The sequence below is a fragment of the Paenibacillus sp. 79R4 genome (assembly GCF_013393165.1).
Taxonomy (GTDB): Bacteria; Bacillota; Bacilli; order Paenibacillales; family Paenibacillaceae; genus Fontibacillus.
On the sequence record NZ_QJOT01000003.1, the window covers coordinates 192,897 to 210,233 of the forward strand.

Here is a 17,337-nt window from a genome sequence, read left to right on the forward strand (position 1 = left end):
TGTGATACTTATTCCCCAAAACCCGAACAATAACTTGCAAATCCATCTCTTTTTATGTATTATAATTCTTGCATGAACTCCTTATCACCAGTTCATTAAAAGTATGAGGTGACCAATGGTTCATAACGATTCCAATGAATTCAAACAGAAGTTGAGCCAGGTATATAATGAGGTGTCCAAGGAATTGTTTGGCTTCGGTACTTCATTATTGAAGACAAGCGTACATCCCGAAGGAATCGTATTATATGCCAGACATCGTCGTTCCCCCCGCTCTGCGGCTCTGGAGGGCGAGATTCCGGCTTTGAAATATGAAGTCGACTTCTATATGTCGATGATTTACAAGAAGAAGCTGAAATCCCGGCTTGAAGAGGAGCTTGGGCTTCAGATTGAAGTGCTGCTTCGGGATTATGATCCTGCCACGCAGTGGGCTGTCACGAACATTCTCTTACAAGAGGTTGTTCCCAAAAAATAATTAACCTAGCGGCGCTTTCCTTTTGATTGCATCTTAAGGACTGTCCGCACCAGTACCACAAGCAGATGCGGTTATTCTTTGTTTACAATGAATAAGTGCTCTAGTTAGAGATTTTCTTCTACCTAGAGCGCTTTTCTTTTTTTCAAAATGAAATAGAAATTGATGTACAAAAACTTTTCATAGGAGTGAATGAGTGTGAAAAAAACATGGGTTAAAGGTCTTTTGGCTTGCAGCCTTGCTGCAATTGTATTGGCCGGATGCGGAAGCAGCAGCGGTGATGGAAACAGCGCCAACGGCAATACGACAGGTGGCAAACCGCAGAAGCTGGTCATCTCGACCTGGGGCTTCGCTGAGGACTTCTACAATAAAGAGGTCTACGAACCGTTCGAAAAGGCCCATAATGTCAAAATCGTGCTTGAAACAGGCAACAATGCGGACCGCCTAAGCAAAATCATGCAAGGCAGCTCCGATGTCGATGTGATCTATCTGTCCGATTATTACGCGCAGCAGGGCATCGAGGCCGGCGCCTTCGAGACAATCGACCGCAGCCATTTCAAAAACCTGGAGCATATTTATGAGATCGCTCAAGCCCCTAACGGCGAGGAATATGGTCCTGCCTATACCATTGGCCAGCTGGGAATTGCTTATGACCCTCAAGCAGCCGGAACAACGATCGAATCCTGGGGCGACCTGTGGAAGCCGGAGCTGAAAGGCAAGCTGACGATGCCAAGCATCACCTCGACCAGCGGTCCGATGATGGTAGATGCCGCATCGAAAATCTCGGGAAGCGCAGAGTTTAACGAAGATCAAGCTTTTGAACAATTGGCCGCGCTGAACCCAAGCGTCGTGAAATATTACAGTAAAACCTCTGAATTCGTAAACATGTTCACCCAAGGGGAAGCCGCAGCCGGGCCGATCATGCAAATGTATCTGAGCGATCTGCAAAAGGCGGTTCCCGGGATCGAGTTCGTAACGCCAAAAGAAGGCGCCTATGCCATCATCAATACGCTTAACGTAGTTAAGGGAAGCAAAAACAAAGAGCTGGCTGAACAATTTATCGATTGGCAGCTTAGCCAAGAAGTCCAAGAAAAAGCCGCAAAAGCCAAAGTAGATTCCCCTGCAAACAAGGACGTGAAACTGACGGAGGAAGAAGCCGCTGGCGTCACTTATGGAGCGGATGTCGTCGAAAAGCTGCAAAAGCTGGACATGGCATTTGTTAACAGCCATCTAAAAGCTTGGACAGATCGCTTCAACCGCGAAGTCACCCGTTAATCCCTTACACCAATCTGTTAATTGCTGCTGCAATATTCCGGCATCTTAGGCAGCCTTGTATGCATTCCACGAAGCAGGGGCTGCCCTAGTCCCTGCTTTTATTCATTAAACGGGACTTAGAATGGATCGGATCAGGGGCATCATCGATTCCCTTGAAAGGTGGACAACTGCCTTCTGCATGAGCCTAACGCAAATGTTGGCCAGAGGGTCGATTGGGAGAAGAGAAATTTGTTCACCGATTTATCTTTGTTCTGCACAGCACGAATTAGTGAGGCAACGGATTCTTTGATGTTTGCCATTTATTAAAGGGATATGTTCAAAAAGCACGGTTTTCAACACCCAAGCTTATGCTTACCAAACCAGCTTTTCTTCGGAACGCTTCAGTGGGATGAACCGGGGTCTCCGGAAGCGGAACGTTATCGCAAGAAAACGTACCTTTGCATCGCACCTCTCTCATTTGAGAATTGCTGCGATCAGGTTTTCTTATCATAAGCGGACTTTTTGAACTACCTCTAAAAACAGGAGATTGCCATTCATGAAAAAGCGATACTTGTACCTGCTTCTTGCACCGGGTTTTCTGTTCCTGACATTGTTCATGATTATTCCGCTAATCCTTACGGTCGGCTCGACTGTATTCAAGGATGGCGGTTTCTCAATCGGGATTTACACACAATTTTTCAAAGACGCGTATTTCCTGGATATTCTGGGTACGACCCTGCTTGTCAGCGTCGTGACAACCTTGCTGTGCATTTTGATCGGTTTTCCGGTCGCCTATTATTTATCCAAGCAGCCGGCGCGCAGAAAAGGCATTATGCTCGCGCTGGCCATCTTTCCATTACTTACGAGCTCGGTCGTGCGCTCTTTCAGCTGGATGATCATACTTGGCAAAAATGGACTAATTAACAATCTGCTGACGTCCATAGGACTCGTTAAAGAGCCGATCAGCATTTTATACACGCCTACAGCGATGATTATCGGACTTGTCCATCTGTTCCTGCCTTTGATTCTGATTACGCTGGTTGGCGTGATGGAGTCGATCGATCATGATTTGGTCCAAGCCGCTCAAAGCTTGGGAGCTTCCAAGCTGACCGCTTTCCGCAAGATCATCTTCCCGCTCAGCATTCCGGGATTGATCGTCGGCAGTATCCTGGTTTTTGTCGGCAGTCTGACGGCCTATACAACACCAGCCCTCCTGGGCGGCAAGAAACGCGTTGTAGCTACATTCCTGTACCAGAATGCCATTACACTGAACGATTGGCAGGCAGCCTCGGCTATCGCCACCATCATGATGATAATTACCTTTATCGTCATTGGGCTGATGAATAAAGCAGCGGCCAAATTCAAACCGAAGGAGTAGAGCTATGAAGAACAAAAATCCTGGGCTTGCCCTGTTCACTTTTATCGTATATATATTTCTGCTCGGGCCGCTTGTGATTATCGCGGTGACCTCCTTTGAGCCTGGAACCGTATTGAAATTCCCGCCAACCGGTTTTTCGCTGCGCTGGTACAAAAATATTTTTGAAGTCGATATGTTTATGAGCACCTTCAAAACTTCTATTTTTGTCTCGCTGCTCGGCAATCTGATCGCTATTTTGTTGGGAATCCCTGCGGCTTACGCACTGAATCGCGCATCCTTCAAGGGCAAGGAGACGCTGAATGCGTTGTTTCTGTCTCCCCTATTGATCCCAGGGATCGTGCTAGGTTTTACTTTGCTGAAGTACGTCGTGATCACCTTCCATATTCCGGTTTATGCAGCGCTATTGATCGGACACACCGTCATTATGCTGCCGTTTATTATCCGCGTTATCGGTTCAAGCCTGGCCGGATTCGATTTCGCGGTTGAAGAAGCGGCGCTCAGCCTTGGCTCCAGCCGCCTGTCCACCTTCTTCAAAGTCGTGCTGCCCAACATCAAATCGGGCATTATCGCCTCGGTGCTGCTGGCCTTCCTGGAGTCGTTCAACAACGTGGACATTTCATTATTTATGACCGGTCCTGGCGTTAGTACGCTGCCGATTCAAATGCTGACTTACGTGGAGAATTATTTTGATCCGACCATCGCGGCGATCTCGGTGCTGCTGATGCTGGTCACCGCAGGATTTATGTTTTTGATCGAAAGACTGCTCGGACTCACCTACTTCACTAAACAATGAATGGAGGCATACATTGATGGATTTATTGCAACTGGATAACGTATCGGTCGCCTATGATCAGCAATATATTTTGAAGGACTTCAACCTTTCCATCGAGAAAGGCCACCTTATCTCCCTGCTGGGTCCCAGCGGTTGTGGAAAGACAACTACACTTCGGCTAATTGCCGGTTTCCTTGAAGCTACGGACGGCAAGTTCTCCTTTGGCGGTCAAGACTATACCCGCGTTCCGATTAATAAACGCAACTTCGGCTTTGTGTTCCAGAGCTACGCCTTGTTCCCGCATATGTCCGTCTTCGATAACATCGCCTTTGGCTTGCGGCAGCGCAAGGTCAAAGAGGATGAGATCAAGCGGCGGGTCATGAACATGCTGGATGCCGTCAGTCTGGGCGGATTTGAGAAACGCTTTCCTCAGGCGCTCTCCGGCGGGCAAAGACAGCGCGTTGCGATTGCACGCGCACTTGTTATCGAACCCGATCTGCTGCTGTTCGATGAGCCGCTGTCCAATCTAGACGCCAACCTTAGGGTCAATATGCGCGTAGAGATCCGCCGAATTCAGCAGGAGCTGGGGATTACGACCGTCTATGTATCGCATGATCAGGAAGAATGCTTCTCGATCTCTGACCGGGTCGCGGTCATGAACAAAGGCATCATCGAACAGCTCGACAAGCCTTCGGTCATCTTCCAATATCCGAAATCGGAGTTCGTTGCCCGTTTTATCGGCTTCAACAACTTCATCGATTTCCAGGAGCGCGAGGATGAAGGCTCTTTCTTCAGCCTGCGCAGCGGGGATGATCATTTTCATGCCGCCAAGGTACCGGGAATGCCTGTGTCTATGAAGGGAGCGATCCGTCCGGACGATATTATCGCCGGAACGCTTGAAGAAATCCAGGCCGGCGATAATGTGTTGACAGGCAAGGTCAAGGTAAGCACTTATCTGGGCCGCAGTTATCAATATGTCGTGGTTACACCACTCGGCGAATTTACCGTGAACAAGGAGATGCAGCAGCCCTATTTGAGCGGGCAAGAAATCCGTCTGTTGTTTCCATCGGAGAAACTCGTACTTGTCGAATAACAATAGGGGGAACAGACATGCAAGCAGATTTGCTATTATTACAACCTCATGTGTATAACAGTTATTTTAAGCAATGGATTCAGCAAAATGTCGCGATTAAGGATGGAAGATTTCTATATGTTGGCCCGCGCGGCGAAGATACGTTCCAGGCGAAGAAAGTGGTGGATGCCCGCGGTTTGTACATGCTTCCCGGCTTTGTGGATATCCACCTGCATATTGAGAGCACGATGGTGACCCCGGAGTCATTCTCACAGGGCTTGCTGCGCAACGGCGTAACGACCATCGTGCCGGAGCCGCATGAAATGGCTAATGTGTTTGGCCTTGAAGGGGTGCTGGAGATGATTAATGCGAGCCGGAGCTGTACCGCAGATATGTTCTATGCCATTCCAAGCTCCGTGCCAGCTACTCCTCTGGAGACGGCCGGCGGTTCGATCGAGATCGAAGATATGGATGCCTTGCTGGCCACCGGTGATGTGATCTGCCTGGGCGAAATCATGAACTACGTAGATGTCATCCGTGATCCGGAATGCAAGACCAATCAGATTCTTAAGCATATGCGGGAGCGTTATCCGGATCTGGTCATCGAAGGCCATGTACCAAAGCTGCTGGATCTGGATTTGGCCCAGGTCATCTATGCCGGGGTTGATTCCGATCATACGCATCAAACGGTCGAAGGACTGGAAGCCCGGATCGGCGCGGGCATGTTCATTGAGATTCAGGAGAAATCGATGACCCCCGAGGTTGTGGACTACCTCATTCAGCATGATGTATCCGAACATTTCTGCTTCGTTACCGATGATGTGATGGCCGATTCGTTCCGGGAGCGCGGTCATTTGAATCAGATCGTACGCAAGGCGATCCGGATGGGTATGGCACCGGAGAAAGCGATCTATGCGGCCACCCTCTCCCCTTCCCGCCGGATGAAGCTGCATGATCGGGGAGCGATCGCACCGGGCAAAATCGCGGACTTCCAGCTTGTATCCGATCTGGGTGAGCTAACGCTCCAGTCCGTTTACAAGAAAGGCTCGGAAGCTTATTCCGCCTCGGGGCCGGTTACCTCCATACAGGCACAGACAGCCTCAGCAGCGTACCGTTTCCCGGATCACTTCTACCAAAGTGTCAAGCTCCCTGAGCTTCACGAGGCCGACTTCGCGGCTGCAGTTGATGTGGAGGACGGCACCTATCGCTGCCGGGTGATGACCGTTGCCGACGGCTCAACATTTACCAAGGAGACTTTGGTCGATTTGGTAGCTGAAGGAGGTCTGCTTCAATGGGAAAATAGCGGCTGCGGCATGATCGCTACCTTCGAGCGCCACGGCAAGCATGGCGGCAAAGCATTTGGACTTATAACGGGCGATACGATTAAAAAGGGAGCCATCGCGACGACCTACTCGCATGACAATCACAATCTGCTTGTGGTCGGCCATAACGTACGGGATATGCTGCTGGCTGCAAATACCGCGATCAAGCAACAAGGTGGCTTCTGCGTCGCGCTGGACGGAGAGATTAAGGCCAATATGCATTTGCCTGTCGGCGGCATTCTAACGGAAGATCCGCTGGATACCGCCGCTGAGGCGGTGAAGCAGCTGCGCGAAGCGATGCAAGCGCTTGGCTATGATCATTACAACCCGATCATGTCCATCGCCACCCACTCTCTGCCCGTCAGCCCATACCTGAAAATCACAGACTATGGCCTGATTGATGTAAACAGCGGCAAAGTTGTGCCTTTGATGGTGGAGAAGATCTGAGGCCAGATGCCTCTTGCTAACTTCTACCACTAGATTCCGGTCACTAACGTCTGGCTATTTAGCATCTGGCTCAGCTCATCTACCCTCTGGCCATCTAACGAAACGTGGTATCGCTATTTCGACTAAAAAGGGCCTCCCTAAATTCTAACGAAACTGGGGAGCGTTATTTCAGTAAAATTGCTACTCACACCCCCATTTTTACCCGAATAGCGATATGGTGTTTCGTTAGAATTTTTCCGCCGCGATTTTGGAGCTAATAACGATATGGTGTTTCGTTAGAGTTTGCTAGAAACCAGTGGCAGGTTGTGCCTTTGATGGTGGAAAAGGATCTAAGTTCCGATTACCTCTGGCCTCTGTCTACCTGCCCTCTGGTCTCTGGTCGTTAACATCTCGCTATTTAGCATCTAACCATCTGGCCTCAGACCTCCGCTACCCTCTGGCCATCTAACTCTATCCGTCTAACCTTGGATTTGGCTCAGCTCATCTACCCTCTGGCCATCTAACGAAACGTGGTATCGCTATTTCGACCAAAAAGGGCCTCCCTAAATTCTAACGAAACTGGGGAGCGTTATTTCAGTAAAAGTGCTGCTCAAAACCCCATTTTTGCTCGAATAGCGATATGGTGTTTCGTTAGAATTTTTCCGCCGCGATTTTGGAGCTAATAACGATATGGTGTTTCGTTAGAGTTTGCCAAACTTGTGCGCAAGAGCTTGTTCGACAAAAAAGGAGCTATTCCCAAGTAGTATTTACTATTGGGAAGCTCCTTTCGGCTTTTTGCCACATGTGACGGGCGCTGCAACCACTTGCAAGTGAAAAACAACCATTTTCATATTTTAACGGTTATCAGCAACTCAAAAGACGCGATTTCGATTTTACCAATTAATTTGCTGCCAGTTCTGTTACAATGTTCCCCAATGTTCCTTCTAAGCAGCTACCATTCCGTTATAGATCATAATGGCTAAATTCCCCTTAGCAATTACACCATTCCCACTATAAATCAAGTTAGTCCAAATTCCTCTTCTATGCGACTGGTATGTTCGTTACAGTCCGGTTTTATCTGCTCTTACCTGTGACGATCGTGGTAGATGTGGCGATCTATGATAAGCTTATGGACTCCACTCTATAACGATTAACGCTCAACATGCGCCTTTCCGGCAAGCAGCCGATCAATTTCCGCCGCACTCGGCAAGCCTTCCCAATCCCCGATCGCTTGTATCACCCGGGATCCGATCAGATTTCCGAGACGAACCGCCTCCTCGAGACTGTAATCCTTCAAGAGACCGGCCAAAAATCCGGCGCAAAAGCCGTCGCCCGCTCCCACCGTATCGATCACATGCTCCACCTTATAATACGGAACCGCAGACAGCTTGCCATTCTCGAGAATGTAAGTCTCATCATCGCCGCCTTTAATAATGCTTACCGCAGACAATTCACCAAGCCTGGCAATGATCTCATCCATCGAATCTGTCTCATAGAGCAGCTTCAATTCATCTAGCCCTGGCAGGAAGTAATCCGCTTTCATCGCTAGCGGTAAAAGCACCTTTCTAGCCTCTTCCACACTCCACAGCTTCAAGCGTAGATTCGGATCGAAGCTTACCTTAACTCCGTGACGTCTTGCCATATCCATCGCTGCTGCAGCCGTTTCGGCACAGGACGAACTTAACGCAGGAGTGATCCCGGTAATATGCAAAATTTTTGCCCCGGCGATATATTCCTCATCCAAATGCTCAGGGGTCATCATACTGGCCGCTGACAGCTTGCGGTAATAGTACACAGAGCTTCTTCCGGCTACATTTTCGCGAACCATAAGCCCTGTCGGAGCTTCCTGCGTGAACGAGGCATGCGATACGTCAACGCCTTCTCCGCGAACCATTTTATAAATGCGATGTCCAAATGGGTCATCACCAAGACGCCCGCACCAGCCCACAGAATGTCCAAGCCGAGACAATCCGATCGCTACATTCGTCTCGGCTCCGCCAAATGACGGCGTCAGATCAGAAGTATATTCAAGACCTTTGCCTCCTTCAGCGATCAATAGCGCCATGCTCTCTCCGAAGGTGATCACTTCCGGATGTGAATTGGGGTAATGCATTTCGTCTTCACCATCTCTTTCAATCTGTCTTCATATTGCGCTGCTATTCATAGACTTATTACTTATGTTCTATTATCTCATTCCTGGACAGATTAGACTATGCATATATTAACTTTTTCGAGAAAAAATGAACCCAAACACACCTAAAGCGCCAAAAGGGAACTAAAATGCACTCTCCCCTGGCGCTTTATTCGCTTAAAAAGGTGATTCAAAAAGACGTTTTTGATAAGAAAACCAATCAAGGTAATTCAAAGATGAGCGACCGCGCTCCATCAAGTAGATTTTCCTGCAATATAGAATCTCATCAATTCGAACACTCGCTTAAACCTCCAGAATCGAAGGCATAATATGCGGGGTCCGGCCAACCTCTCTGATAAAGAATCTGCGCAACACCCGATTGGTTGTCTTGACCCAAGCATTGCTGTCATATGGACCTTGTTCGCCCAGCTTCTTCAAGCTTCGCCGCAGTGCCATCTCCGCCCGTCTGAGTAAAGGTCTGGCGTCCTGCATGTATACAAAGCCTCTCGTTACAATATCTGGCCCGGCGAGAATCTGGCGTGTGGCCACATCCACCGTCATAACGACGATGACAATCCCCTCCTGGGCAAGCTCTTCTCTCTCTTCTACCAATTCTTCTTCAAAAGTTCGAATCTCGCCATTGCTGACGATGACCTCTCCCGCAGGTATGCTGCGACCGCGCTTGGCGCGATTGCGGTATACCGATAACGTGTCTCCGAGATTCATCAGGAACACTTGCTCCTCGTTCATCCCCGTTTGCATTGCTAATTTTTTATGTGCTAACAGCATCCGGTATTCCCCATGAATCGGAATAAAATATTTCGGCTGAATAAATCTCAGCATCAGCTTCAAATCTTCTCGACATCCGTGACCGGAAGCATGGATACCGAATATCGAGCCGTAAATGACATTGGCACCAGCCCGCATCAGCAAATCGATACAGCGATTGATATTCGGGCCATTGCCCGGAATTGGCGATGATGAGAACACAACCGAATCTCCCGGATAAATGGAAACGGAACGATGCGCACCCGAAGCGATCCGGCTCAGTGCCGCGTTCGGTTCACCTTGGCTGCCCGTACAAATAATCAGGATTCGATTGTCTTCATATTTATCAATTTGTTTAATATCGATTAACATTCCGTCGGGGATACGGATATATCCCAAATCCTGACCGATCGCAAATACGCGCTCCATGCTTCGTCCAAGAACGGCGATTTTGCGGTTGCTCATGATGGCAGCATCGACAACCTGCTGTAGACGGTTCACATTAGAGGCAAACATAGCAAACAGAATTCGGCCATGGCAATTATGGAAGGTTTCAAGAATAGCGTTGCCTACACGATGCTCTGAAGGGGTGAAGCCATCCTTCTCACTGTTCGTGCTATCCGCTAGCAGGGCGAGCACACCCTCACTGCCAACACTAGCCATCTTGGCGATATTAGCCGGATGGTCCTCCGGCGTAAAATCGAATTTGAAGTCGCCCGTATGGACGACTGCTCCATATGGAGTATCAACGACAATCCCGAATGCATCCGGGATACTGTGTGTAGTGCGGAAGAAATGAACGGCGAGATGCTTGTAGGCAAATCTGTCATTCTCCTGAAAAACATGCAATTCCGTCTGTTCGAGCATCCGATATTCTTCAAGCTTCGCCCGAACCAGCCCGATTGTTAGCGGTCCACCGTACACAGGAACCTTCAACTGACGGAGCACAAAAGGCAGGGCCCCAATATGGTCTTCATGTCCGTGCGTCAAAAATAAACCTTTGATTTTATGCTGATTCTTAACTAGATAACTGACATCTGGAATAATATAATCGATTCCCGACAGCTTGGAATCGGGAAATTTCAGCCCAGCGTCGATAATAATGATCTCATTTCTAAATTCAATACCGTACATGTTCTTTCCAATTTCCCCGAGTCCGCCAAGCGAATAAATGCGTACAGGCGGTTGGGAAGGCTTGGAACGCCGGTAATTTTTCACCGGTTTTGGGACAACTTCATTCATTATGTGATTAATCCTCTCTAGAAAAATGCAGACGGGGCTAATCTAATTATACTGAAATATAGACGTAATAAAAAGGCATTTCTACAATAGTGTATAGGAAACGAGTTAAACCCACATGAGATAAGAGATTAGGCCATTTTTGAATTAGTTTGCTCTACAACATAAAATAGCACTCTACAAGTCATTTTCCGGTAAAATACGGTTACTACATAGACCTCATAGGGACATTCCCATTCCCTAAGCGGTCTGTTCACTCTGCAAATAGAAAATGAGCTTTGTTTTTGTCTTCTCTCATTTAACTATACAAGTTAATGGATGTCCTGGTAATTATTATTTGCCCTATTATCAGTTTCAAGTGAAAACGTAAGTTAAACAATGTAATCCTTAGGAGCTTTAGTGTAAGTATTGGGCATACGAGGATAAATCTACTTCAGTAGTGTAACCTTTATCTATTCTATTTCGTTTAAATGGGGGAGGCGAAAACAGTATGAAATTAAGTCAGAGGATTAGCTTCACAGTAACAATAGGGGTCTTAGCAATAGGTGTATTGTCATCTACAGTTGGCGCAACTGCGGCCCAAACAATGGATAAGCAAATACCTGCTCAAACGGTGGAGAAAGTGGTTGTTACCGATCCGACAGTCATTACTAAGCTGAACAGCACTAGTGTTGCACCATTAGTTAATGAAGCTAAGGAACGGTATTACCATATAATGTGTGGTGGGGATGAAACCGACAAAGGTTTCGAATTAAACGGTCAGCAATATCGTTATTTATTTGATGATATCGGAACTCGTGCGAAGTTGATGGACTACTTAAAGAACGTATATACCGAAACAGCTGCCGCTTACTTGGTAGACAAATATCTCATTACTCACAATGGACGTTTAGCTATAGCTCAGCTTCATGTAGCTAAAGGCAATATTCTCGAATTTGATAAGGCTACCGCCAAAATGCTGAGCATGACAGAAACGAAACGTGTATACAAATTGTGTGTTCCTCATCCGGATCATACACTGCAGTCAGAATATATCACTGTGAAATTTAAGAAGATCGGTGACTACTGGAGAGTAGATACTGCTCCGCATGTTATTTTTTAATATACATCATTGTCCAGAAAATAATTTAAAATGACCACCCTGCCGGCATAAAGCTGGCAGGGTATCGGTGCTTCCAGATTTGCTTGCAGCATATTACTTTCGCTTTAAAATTTCAATCCGTTTCCTCGCTAGGTCATATGCAACTTACGCTGTTTCCCTTCTATCATTTCCCCCCATATTTGCGAAAGCACAGGTTAAGCATCCTGGTGCTCTTTTCCTCTGTCACAAAATTGACTTATTTCGAGAAGATTCCATCGCATGTGGCCTCAGATTGCAAAATAACAACTGAACAGACACTAAACAGATATCAAAGATCGTGTAAATGGGATATTATTAAATCATAGATATATAATTTATATATTTGGGGAGGAACAGAAGGAATGAGCACAAGTAAGATTGGTATTCCTCTAGAAGGATTTGCCGAATATAGCAGAATGGCTGCCGTAGAAGGGGGAGTACTGCTTAAGAATGAGGACAGGATGCTTCCGATTAAGGAAACAGAAGTGGTGTCCGTATTCGGCAGATGCCAGATTAATTATTACCGGAGCGGCACGGGATCAGGCGGCGCCGTGAATGTGGAATATGTCATTCATGTATTGGATGGGCTGCGCAGCAATCCAAAAGTAACGATTAATGAGCATCTGGCAGAAGAGTATCAGAACTGGATCGCTGAGAACCCGTTCGACAACGGCGGGGGCGGCTGGGCTGCCGAACCATGGTGCCAGAAGGAAATGCCGTTATCCGATGAACTGGTGGCAGAAGCGAAACGCGCTTCCGACAAAGCGATCTTCATTATCGGGCGCACCGCAGGCGAGGATAAGGACAATGCCGATGCAGCAGGCAGCTATCGCCTGACAGCTGAAGAGCAGGATGCGCTGAAGATGGTCTGCAAATATTTTGACCAAGTAGCTGTTGTATTAAATGTATCCAACATTATCGATTTAAGCTGGATTGAGGACCAGGAATACGAGGACCATATCAAATCCGTCATCTACGTATGGCAGGGCGGAATGATCGGGGGACATGCCGTTGCTGATCTGCTCTCCGGAGACGTATCTCCAAGTGGCAAATTGACCGATACCATCGCTTATAGCATCGATGATTATCCCTCCACTCAAAATTTTGGCAACGAGATCAAGAACCTGTACCAGGAAGATATCTATGTCGGTTACCGGTATTTCGAGACTTTCTGTCCTGAAAAAGTACAGTTTGAATTTGGCTATGGCCTCTCCTATACCGAGTTTGACCTGCAAGTAACAGGAGCCAGACAGGTTGGTTCAGGTCTGGATACAGAGCTGCAATTGGACGTTGCTGTAAAGAACATCGGCGATACATATGCCGGCAAAGAAGTTGTTCAGGTATACTACGAGGCACCACAAGGCGTGCTTGGCAAGCCTGTCAAAGCCTTGGGCGCTTTTGCCAAGACCAGCACTCTGCAGCCTGGTGAGACAGAAACGCTTACCATCGCTGTTCCCGTACGTTCCATGGCCTCTTATGATGATGGTGGTGCAACCGGACACAAATCTTGCTATGTGCTTGAAGCAGGCGCTTATGAGGTGTATGTCGGCAACAGCGTAAGGAATGTGGAAAAAGTACGTATCCATGACCAAGCTGCATTCATTGCTGAAGAGCTTATCGTCGTTGAGCAACTTGAGGAAGCAATGGCTCCTGTAGAGAGCTACACTCGTATTAAGCCTGGAAATCCAAAAAATAACGGCGTTTATGAAATCGATTTCGAAAAGGTTCCAAGGCGCTCAGTATCGATGAAAGACAGAATTGAAGCGCGCTTGCCGCAAACCTATCCACAGACCGGAAATCAAGGCATCCTCCTAAAGGACGTACAAACCGGCAGAGCCAGCCTTGAACAATTTGTAGCCCAGTTGACGAATGAGGAGCTGGCTACAATCGTCAGAGGCGAAGGAATGAGCAGCCCGAAAGTCACTTCCGGAACAGCTGCCGCGTTCGGCGGGGTCGGTGATAGTCTTCTTGATTATGGTATTCCTGTAGCCTGCGCGGCTGACGGTCCTTCCGGCATCCGCATGGATAGCGGCTTGAAGGCAACCCAGCTGCCGATCGGAACATTGCTCGCTTCCAGCTGGAATACTTCGTTGGTTGAATCCCTGTATGTGATGGAAGGGCAAGAACTGCTGCAAAATGAGATCGATACCTTGCTGGGACCTGGCATCAATATTCACCGCAATCCGATGAACGGCCGGAATTTCGAATATTTCTCGGAAGATCCATACTTAACCGGATGCTTCGGGGCCGCTGTAACTCGCGGTATCAAGAAAGGCGGTTCCAGTGCGACCGTGAAGCACTTCGCATGCAACAATCAAGAGAAGGCTCGTTCCAAGGTCGATTCCATCGTCTCTGAAAGAGCGTTGAGAGAGATCTATCTGAAAGGCTTCGAAATGACCGTAAAATTAGGAGAAGCCACTTCCATCATGACTTCGTACAATCCGATCAATGGACACTGGGCGGCTTCCAACTACGATCTGAACACAACCATTCTCAGAAATGAATGGGGTTATGAGGGCATTGTCATGACAGACTGGTGGGCGATCATGAATGATGTGGCAGACGGCGGAGAACCAAGCTGGAAATATACTTCGTTTATGGTACGAGCTCAGAATGATTTGTATATGGTCGTGAATAACAATGGGGCAGAGATCAACTCCAGAGAAGATAACTCGCTTGAAGCGCTGAAGAATGGAACCTTGACGGTTGGGGAGCTGCAACGATGCGCTATCAATATTTGCAAATTTATTATCAATGCCCCTGTATCTGCAAGGGAGCCTAAGCCGGCTGAAGAAATCATTCTATTCCAAGCCTTCACGAACGCTCCTGAGACTCAATCTGGCCAAACCGTCCAAGAACTGTCAAAAGAGACGAATGTCCACATTGATGCCAAGGATCAACCGGTTTATTTCAAGGTCGCTGAACCGGGAGTATACGGAGTCGTCGTTAATATGTGCTATAAAGCTACCAATTTGTCGCAATCCGCATGTAATCTCGTCCTTAACGGTGAGATTCTGACGACCGTACAAACGAACGGTACCGACGGCAACTGGATTACCCAGAAGCTGTCCAGATTTGAGCTGGAAAAAGGCTTCTATGAACTAAAAATAGATTTTGTGAAGCCTGGCATGGAAATTGGCTGGATTGAGCTTATTCATTAATCCCCCGGCTCTTGTCCAGTCTGGCAAAACGCTAGCTGAATCATTACAAAAAGACGCTGCCCGCTGTTGATTGATAACAGCATAAGGCAGCGTCTTTTGTTGACGCATTCCATCAGGTATTACTTCACGGCCACATAGAACAGTCTAGCTGCCCCCTCGGCCGATTCTCCCCAATTGAAGTCGCCATAGCAGTGAATCTCACGAAAGCCGCATTGCAGCAGCTCACGCTCCACCCAGGCCGGATCATAGGCCCGTTGGATATGGTACTCTTCAAAGCGGCGGTATAGATTCCCACCCTGCTCCGCTTCGCGTGCAAAAATCGTCAAGTGATGCTCAATCTCGCATCTCTCATCATCGAACTCACAAGTCCATATATAAGAAACCGAAGGCTCATCTAATATGAAGGGCTGCTCTTCATCATACTGCCGCAGTGTATTCGGATGATGAACATCGAACAGGAACGTCCCGCCCGGCTTCAATCCTTCATAGGTTCTGCGGAAAGTCTCGACGACCTCTTCTTCTTCCAGCAAATAATTTATGCAGTCGCAGAAGGAGATCACAGAATCAACCGGCTCCGGCAGTTCCCATTCCGTCATATTCTGCTGCACCCAATTCACTCTGCCATCTTGAAAGAGCCGAGCGCCTTGCGAGGTGATCTCCAAGCGCTGTCTAGCGACAGACAGCATGTCCGAAGACAGATCAATACCCGTCACCGTCAGGCCCGAATTCACCAGCGGAATCGTCATGCTCCCCGTCCCGCAGCCCAGATCGACGACGGTCTCAGGCTTGCCGTAATGCTCCCAGGCCGTATGCGCGAATGAGAGCCAATCAGAGTAGGGCATATCTGCCATCAATTCATCGTATACGTAAGCAAATTTTTGGTATGAAGCCAAATTCCCCATCTTTCCCACCTGACTCTCCTAGAGGTTGTTCAGAAAGTTCGCTTTTGAACACGTACTCTTATTCTTGATCGGCTTGTTCCTGCTCCGCAGACTTCAGATAGGTCCAGCTCTCTTTCTGGATTACCTTGCCTTCCTTCATCAGCTTCCCAATCGCCCGCTTGAATGCCGCTTTGCTGATGCCGAATTTCTGCTTAATCAAATCGGGCGGCGTCGAATCGGAATAAGGCATGCCCCCGGTCGATCGACTCTCCAAATAGGCTAGTATTTTATCAGCATCTTCATTGCGGCCGATCTCTTTGCGTGCTGACATGGACAGATTGACCCTTCCATCCTCGCGTACATGCGTTACGCGGACCTGAACTCGTTCTCCAAGGCGGAGCAACCGCGCTCTCTCCGAGGAATGAATCATTCCGATCGCTCCAAACCCGAGTACTCCGCCGTCCACGATGACGAAGGTACCCATTTGCAGCGGTTTATAGACGATGGCCTCCAGCCATTGATTGTTCCAGCTTGTCGGAGCATGGAATGCATGCGGCGCAAGTTCCTGTTCTCCAGCAAGCTTCGCCTTCAGTCTGCCCTGCTTGTCATGCTCCATAATGACGTAGACCTTATCCCCAACTTGCGGATGAAGCTCACGCAGTTCCGGCAGCTCACGGATTGGCAACAACAGCTGGCGCCCCAGCCCCATCTCAAGGAAGCAGCCCAGCCGCGGGTGAACATCGGCCACTTCCAGAAGGGCCAGCTCGCCAAGCGTCAGCATGGGGCGCTTCATTGTCGCCGCTAGCCGATCCTCTGTATCGTAGAACAGAAATACGTCGACAGTATCTCCTTGCTTCACCGAATGCGTGAGCTCCGAATAATGGAGCAGCACATCCCGGTCTCCACTCTTAAGAAAATAACCAAAAGGAGAAACTTCCCGATCAACTGGAAGCGATACGACCGTACCTGCAATCAAACTCATACGTTCTCCACTACCTTGGCATCAGACCAAAGACGTTCGATATTGTAATATTCCCGCTCATCACGATGGAAGACATGAACAACCACATCGCCGAGATCCATGAGTACCCAGCGCGCCGAATCGATTCCTTCAATCCCCCGAATATTGGCTCCGAGATCCTGGGCGCGTTTGCGCACCTCGGTCGCGATTGCCTGTACCTGGGTATCCGAGTTACCGTGGCAAATAATAAAATAGTCGGCGATCAGGGATACCTCTTTTAAATCCAATACAACGATATTCATTGCTTTCTTATCTTCCACTGCCTTATAGGCTGCGTTCATCAATTCCATAGGTGATACTGCCATTCAATCTACCTCCTGCAA

The 17,337-nt window shown here is 48.2% G+C and carries 13 protein-coding genes; 8 read left to right on the forward strand and 5 right to left on the reverse strand.

The window, feature by feature from the left end:
- Positions 1-115: 115 nt before the first annotated feature.
- The 6 genes from DMN77_RS04925 to DMN77_RS04950 all read left to right on the forward strand — a co-directional run bounded on the left by DMN77_RS04925 (position 116) and on the right by DMN77_RS04950 (position 6,714).
- Positions 116-472, forward strand: a complete 357-nt coding sequence (locus tag DMN77_RS04925) for a hypothetical protein (protein WP_068782165.1) — start codon at positions 116-118, stop codon at positions 470-472.
- Between the two features lie 189 nt (positions 473-661).
- The gene (locus DMN77_RS04930; protein WP_068782166.1) at positions 662-1,744 is read left to right on the forward strand and encodes an ABC transporter substrate-binding protein; all 1,083 of its coding nucleotides are present in this window, start codon (positions 662-664) and stop codon (positions 1,742-1,744) included.
- Between the two features lie 535 nt (positions 1,745-2,279).
- Positions 2,280-3,101: an ABC transporter permease gene (locus DMN77_RS04935; RefSeq protein ID WP_068782167.1), complete on the forward strand. Its 822-nt coding sequence runs from the start codon at positions 2,280-2,282 to the stop codon at positions 3,099-3,101.
- Between the two features lie 4 nt (positions 3,102-3,105).
- Positions 3,106-3,894, forward strand: a complete 789-nt coding sequence (locus DMN77_RS04940) for an ABC transporter permease (protein WP_179013785.1) — start codon at positions 3,106-3,108, stop codon at positions 3,892-3,894.
- 16 nt (positions 3,895-3,910) lie between these two features.
- Positions 3,911-4,966, forward strand: a complete 1,056-nt coding sequence (locus DMN77_RS04945) for an ABC transporter ATP-binding protein (RefSeq protein WP_179013786.1) — start codon at positions 3,911-3,913, stop codon at positions 4,964-4,966.
- A 17-nt stretch (positions 4,967-4,983) separates the two neighbouring features.
- Positions 4,984-6,714: an adenine deaminase C-terminal domain-containing protein gene (locus DMN77_RS04950; protein WP_179013788.1), complete on the forward strand. Its 1,731-nt coding sequence runs from the start codon at positions 4,984-4,986 to the stop codon at positions 6,712-6,714.
- Between the two features lie 1,129 nt (positions 6,715-7,843).
- Here the strand turns inward: DMN77_RS04950 and DMN77_RS04955 are convergent.
- Positions 7,844-8,806: a sugar kinase gene (locus tag DMN77_RS04955; RefSeq protein WP_179013789.1), complete on the reverse strand. Its 963-nt coding sequence runs from the start codon at positions 8,804-8,806 to the stop codon at positions 7,844-7,846.
- Positions 8,807-9,127: 321 nt separating this feature from the next.
- Positions 9,128-10,834: a ribonuclease J gene (locus DMN77_RS04960; protein ID WP_068782172.1), complete on the reverse strand. Its 1,707-nt coding sequence runs from the start codon at positions 10,832-10,834 to the stop codon at positions 9,128-9,130.
- A gap of 487 nt (positions 10,835-11,321) precedes the next feature.
- On the opposite strand from DMN77_RS04960, the gene DMN77_RS04965 reads away from it, so the two are divergent.
- Together DMN77_RS04965 and DMN77_RS04970 are read left to right on the forward strand one after the other, a co-directional pair.
- Positions 11,322-11,933, forward strand: coding sequence for a DL-endopeptidase inhibitor IseA family protein (locus DMN77_RS04965; RefSeq protein ID WP_179013790.1), 612 nt, complete (start codon positions 11,322-11,324; stop codon positions 11,931-11,933).
- A gap of 380 nt (positions 11,934-12,313) precedes the next feature.
- Positions 12,314-15,112, forward strand: coding sequence for a glycoside hydrolase family 3 C-terminal domain-containing protein (locus tag DMN77_RS04970; RefSeq protein WP_179013792.1), 2,799 nt, complete (start codon positions 12,314-12,316; stop codon positions 15,110-15,112).
- Between the two features lie 119 nt (positions 15,113-15,231).
- Here DMN77_RS04970 and DMN77_RS04975 read toward each other — a convergent pair whose 3' ends face one another.
- The 3 genes from DMN77_RS04975 to rsfS all read right to left on the reverse strand — a co-directional run bounded on the left by DMN77_RS04975 (position 15,232) and on the right by rsfS (position 17,319).
- Positions 15,232-16,005 (reverse strand): class I SAM-dependent DNA methyltransferase, encoded by a 774-nt coding sequence (locus DMN77_RS04975; RefSeq protein ID WP_068782539.1) that lies wholly within the window; start codon positions 16,003-16,005, stop codon positions 15,232-15,234.
- A gap of 67 nt (positions 16,006-16,072) precedes the next feature.
- A complete protein-coding gene (locus DMN77_RS04980; protein ID WP_179013793.1) occupies positions 16,073-16,975 on the reverse strand; it encodes a CvfB family protein in 903 nt (300 codons plus the stop codon).
- Positions 16,972-17,319 carry a ribosome silencing factor gene (gene rsfS, locus DMN77_RS04985; RefSeq protein WP_068782176.1) on the reverse strand — a complete coding sequence of 116 codons (348 nt, stop codon included), beginning with the start codon at positions 17,317-17,319 and terminating at the stop codon, positions 16,972-16,974. Before rsfS ends, DMN77_RS04980 begins: the two co-directional genes overlap by 4 nt.
- Between the last annotated feature and the right edge of the window lie 18 nt (positions 17,320-17,337).

Excerpts from the sequence above, each read along its gene's own strand:
- rsfS (WP_068782176.1), bottom strand. The coding sequence starts at position 17,319 with ATGGCAGTATCACCTATGGAATTGATGAACGCAGCCTATAAGGCAGTG.
- DMN77_RS04935 (WP_068782167.1), top strand. The coding sequence starts at position 2,280 with ATGAAAAAGCGATACTTGTACCTGCTTCTTGCACCGGGTTTTCTGTTC.
- DMN77_RS04945 (WP_179013786.1), top strand. The coding sequence starts at position 3,911 with ATGGATTTATTGCAACTGGATAACGTATCGGTCGCCTATGATCAGCAA.
- DMN77_RS04965 (WP_179013790.1), top strand. The coding sequence starts at position 11,322 with ATGAAATTAAGTCAGAGGATTAGCTTCACAGTAACAATAGGGGTCTTA.
- DMN77_RS04980 (WP_179013793.1), bottom strand. The coding sequence starts at position 16,975 with ATGAGTTTGATTGCAGGTACGGTCGTATCGCTTCCAGTTGATCGGGAA.
- DMN77_RS04960 (WP_068782172.1), bottom strand. The coding sequence starts at position 10,834 with ATGAATGAAGTTGTCCCAAAACCGGTGAAAAATTACCGGCGTTCCAAG.
- DMN77_RS04950 (WP_179013788.1), top strand. The coding sequence starts at position 4,984 with ATGCAAGCAGATTTGCTATTATTACAACCTCATGTGTATAACAGTTAT.
- DMN77_RS04955 (WP_179013789.1), bottom strand. The coding sequence starts at position 8,806 with ATGCATTACCCCAATTCACATCCGGAAGTGATCACCTTCGGAGAGAGC.
- DMN77_RS04930 (WP_068782166.1), top strand. The coding sequence starts at position 662 with ATGAGTGTGAAAAAAACATGGGTTAAAGGTCTTTTGGCTTGCAGCCTT.
- DMN77_RS04970 (WP_179013792.1), top strand. The coding sequence starts at position 12,314 with ATGAGCACAAGTAAGATTGGTATTCCTCTAGAAGGATTTGCCGAATAT.
- DMN77_RS04925 (WP_068782165.1), top strand. The coding sequence starts at position 116 with ATGGTTCATAACGATTCCAATGAATTCAAACAGAAGTTGAGCCAGGTA.
- DMN77_RS04940 (WP_179013785.1), top strand. The coding sequence starts at position 3,106 with ATGAAGAACAAAAATCCTGGGCTTGCCCTGTTCACTTTTATCGTATAT.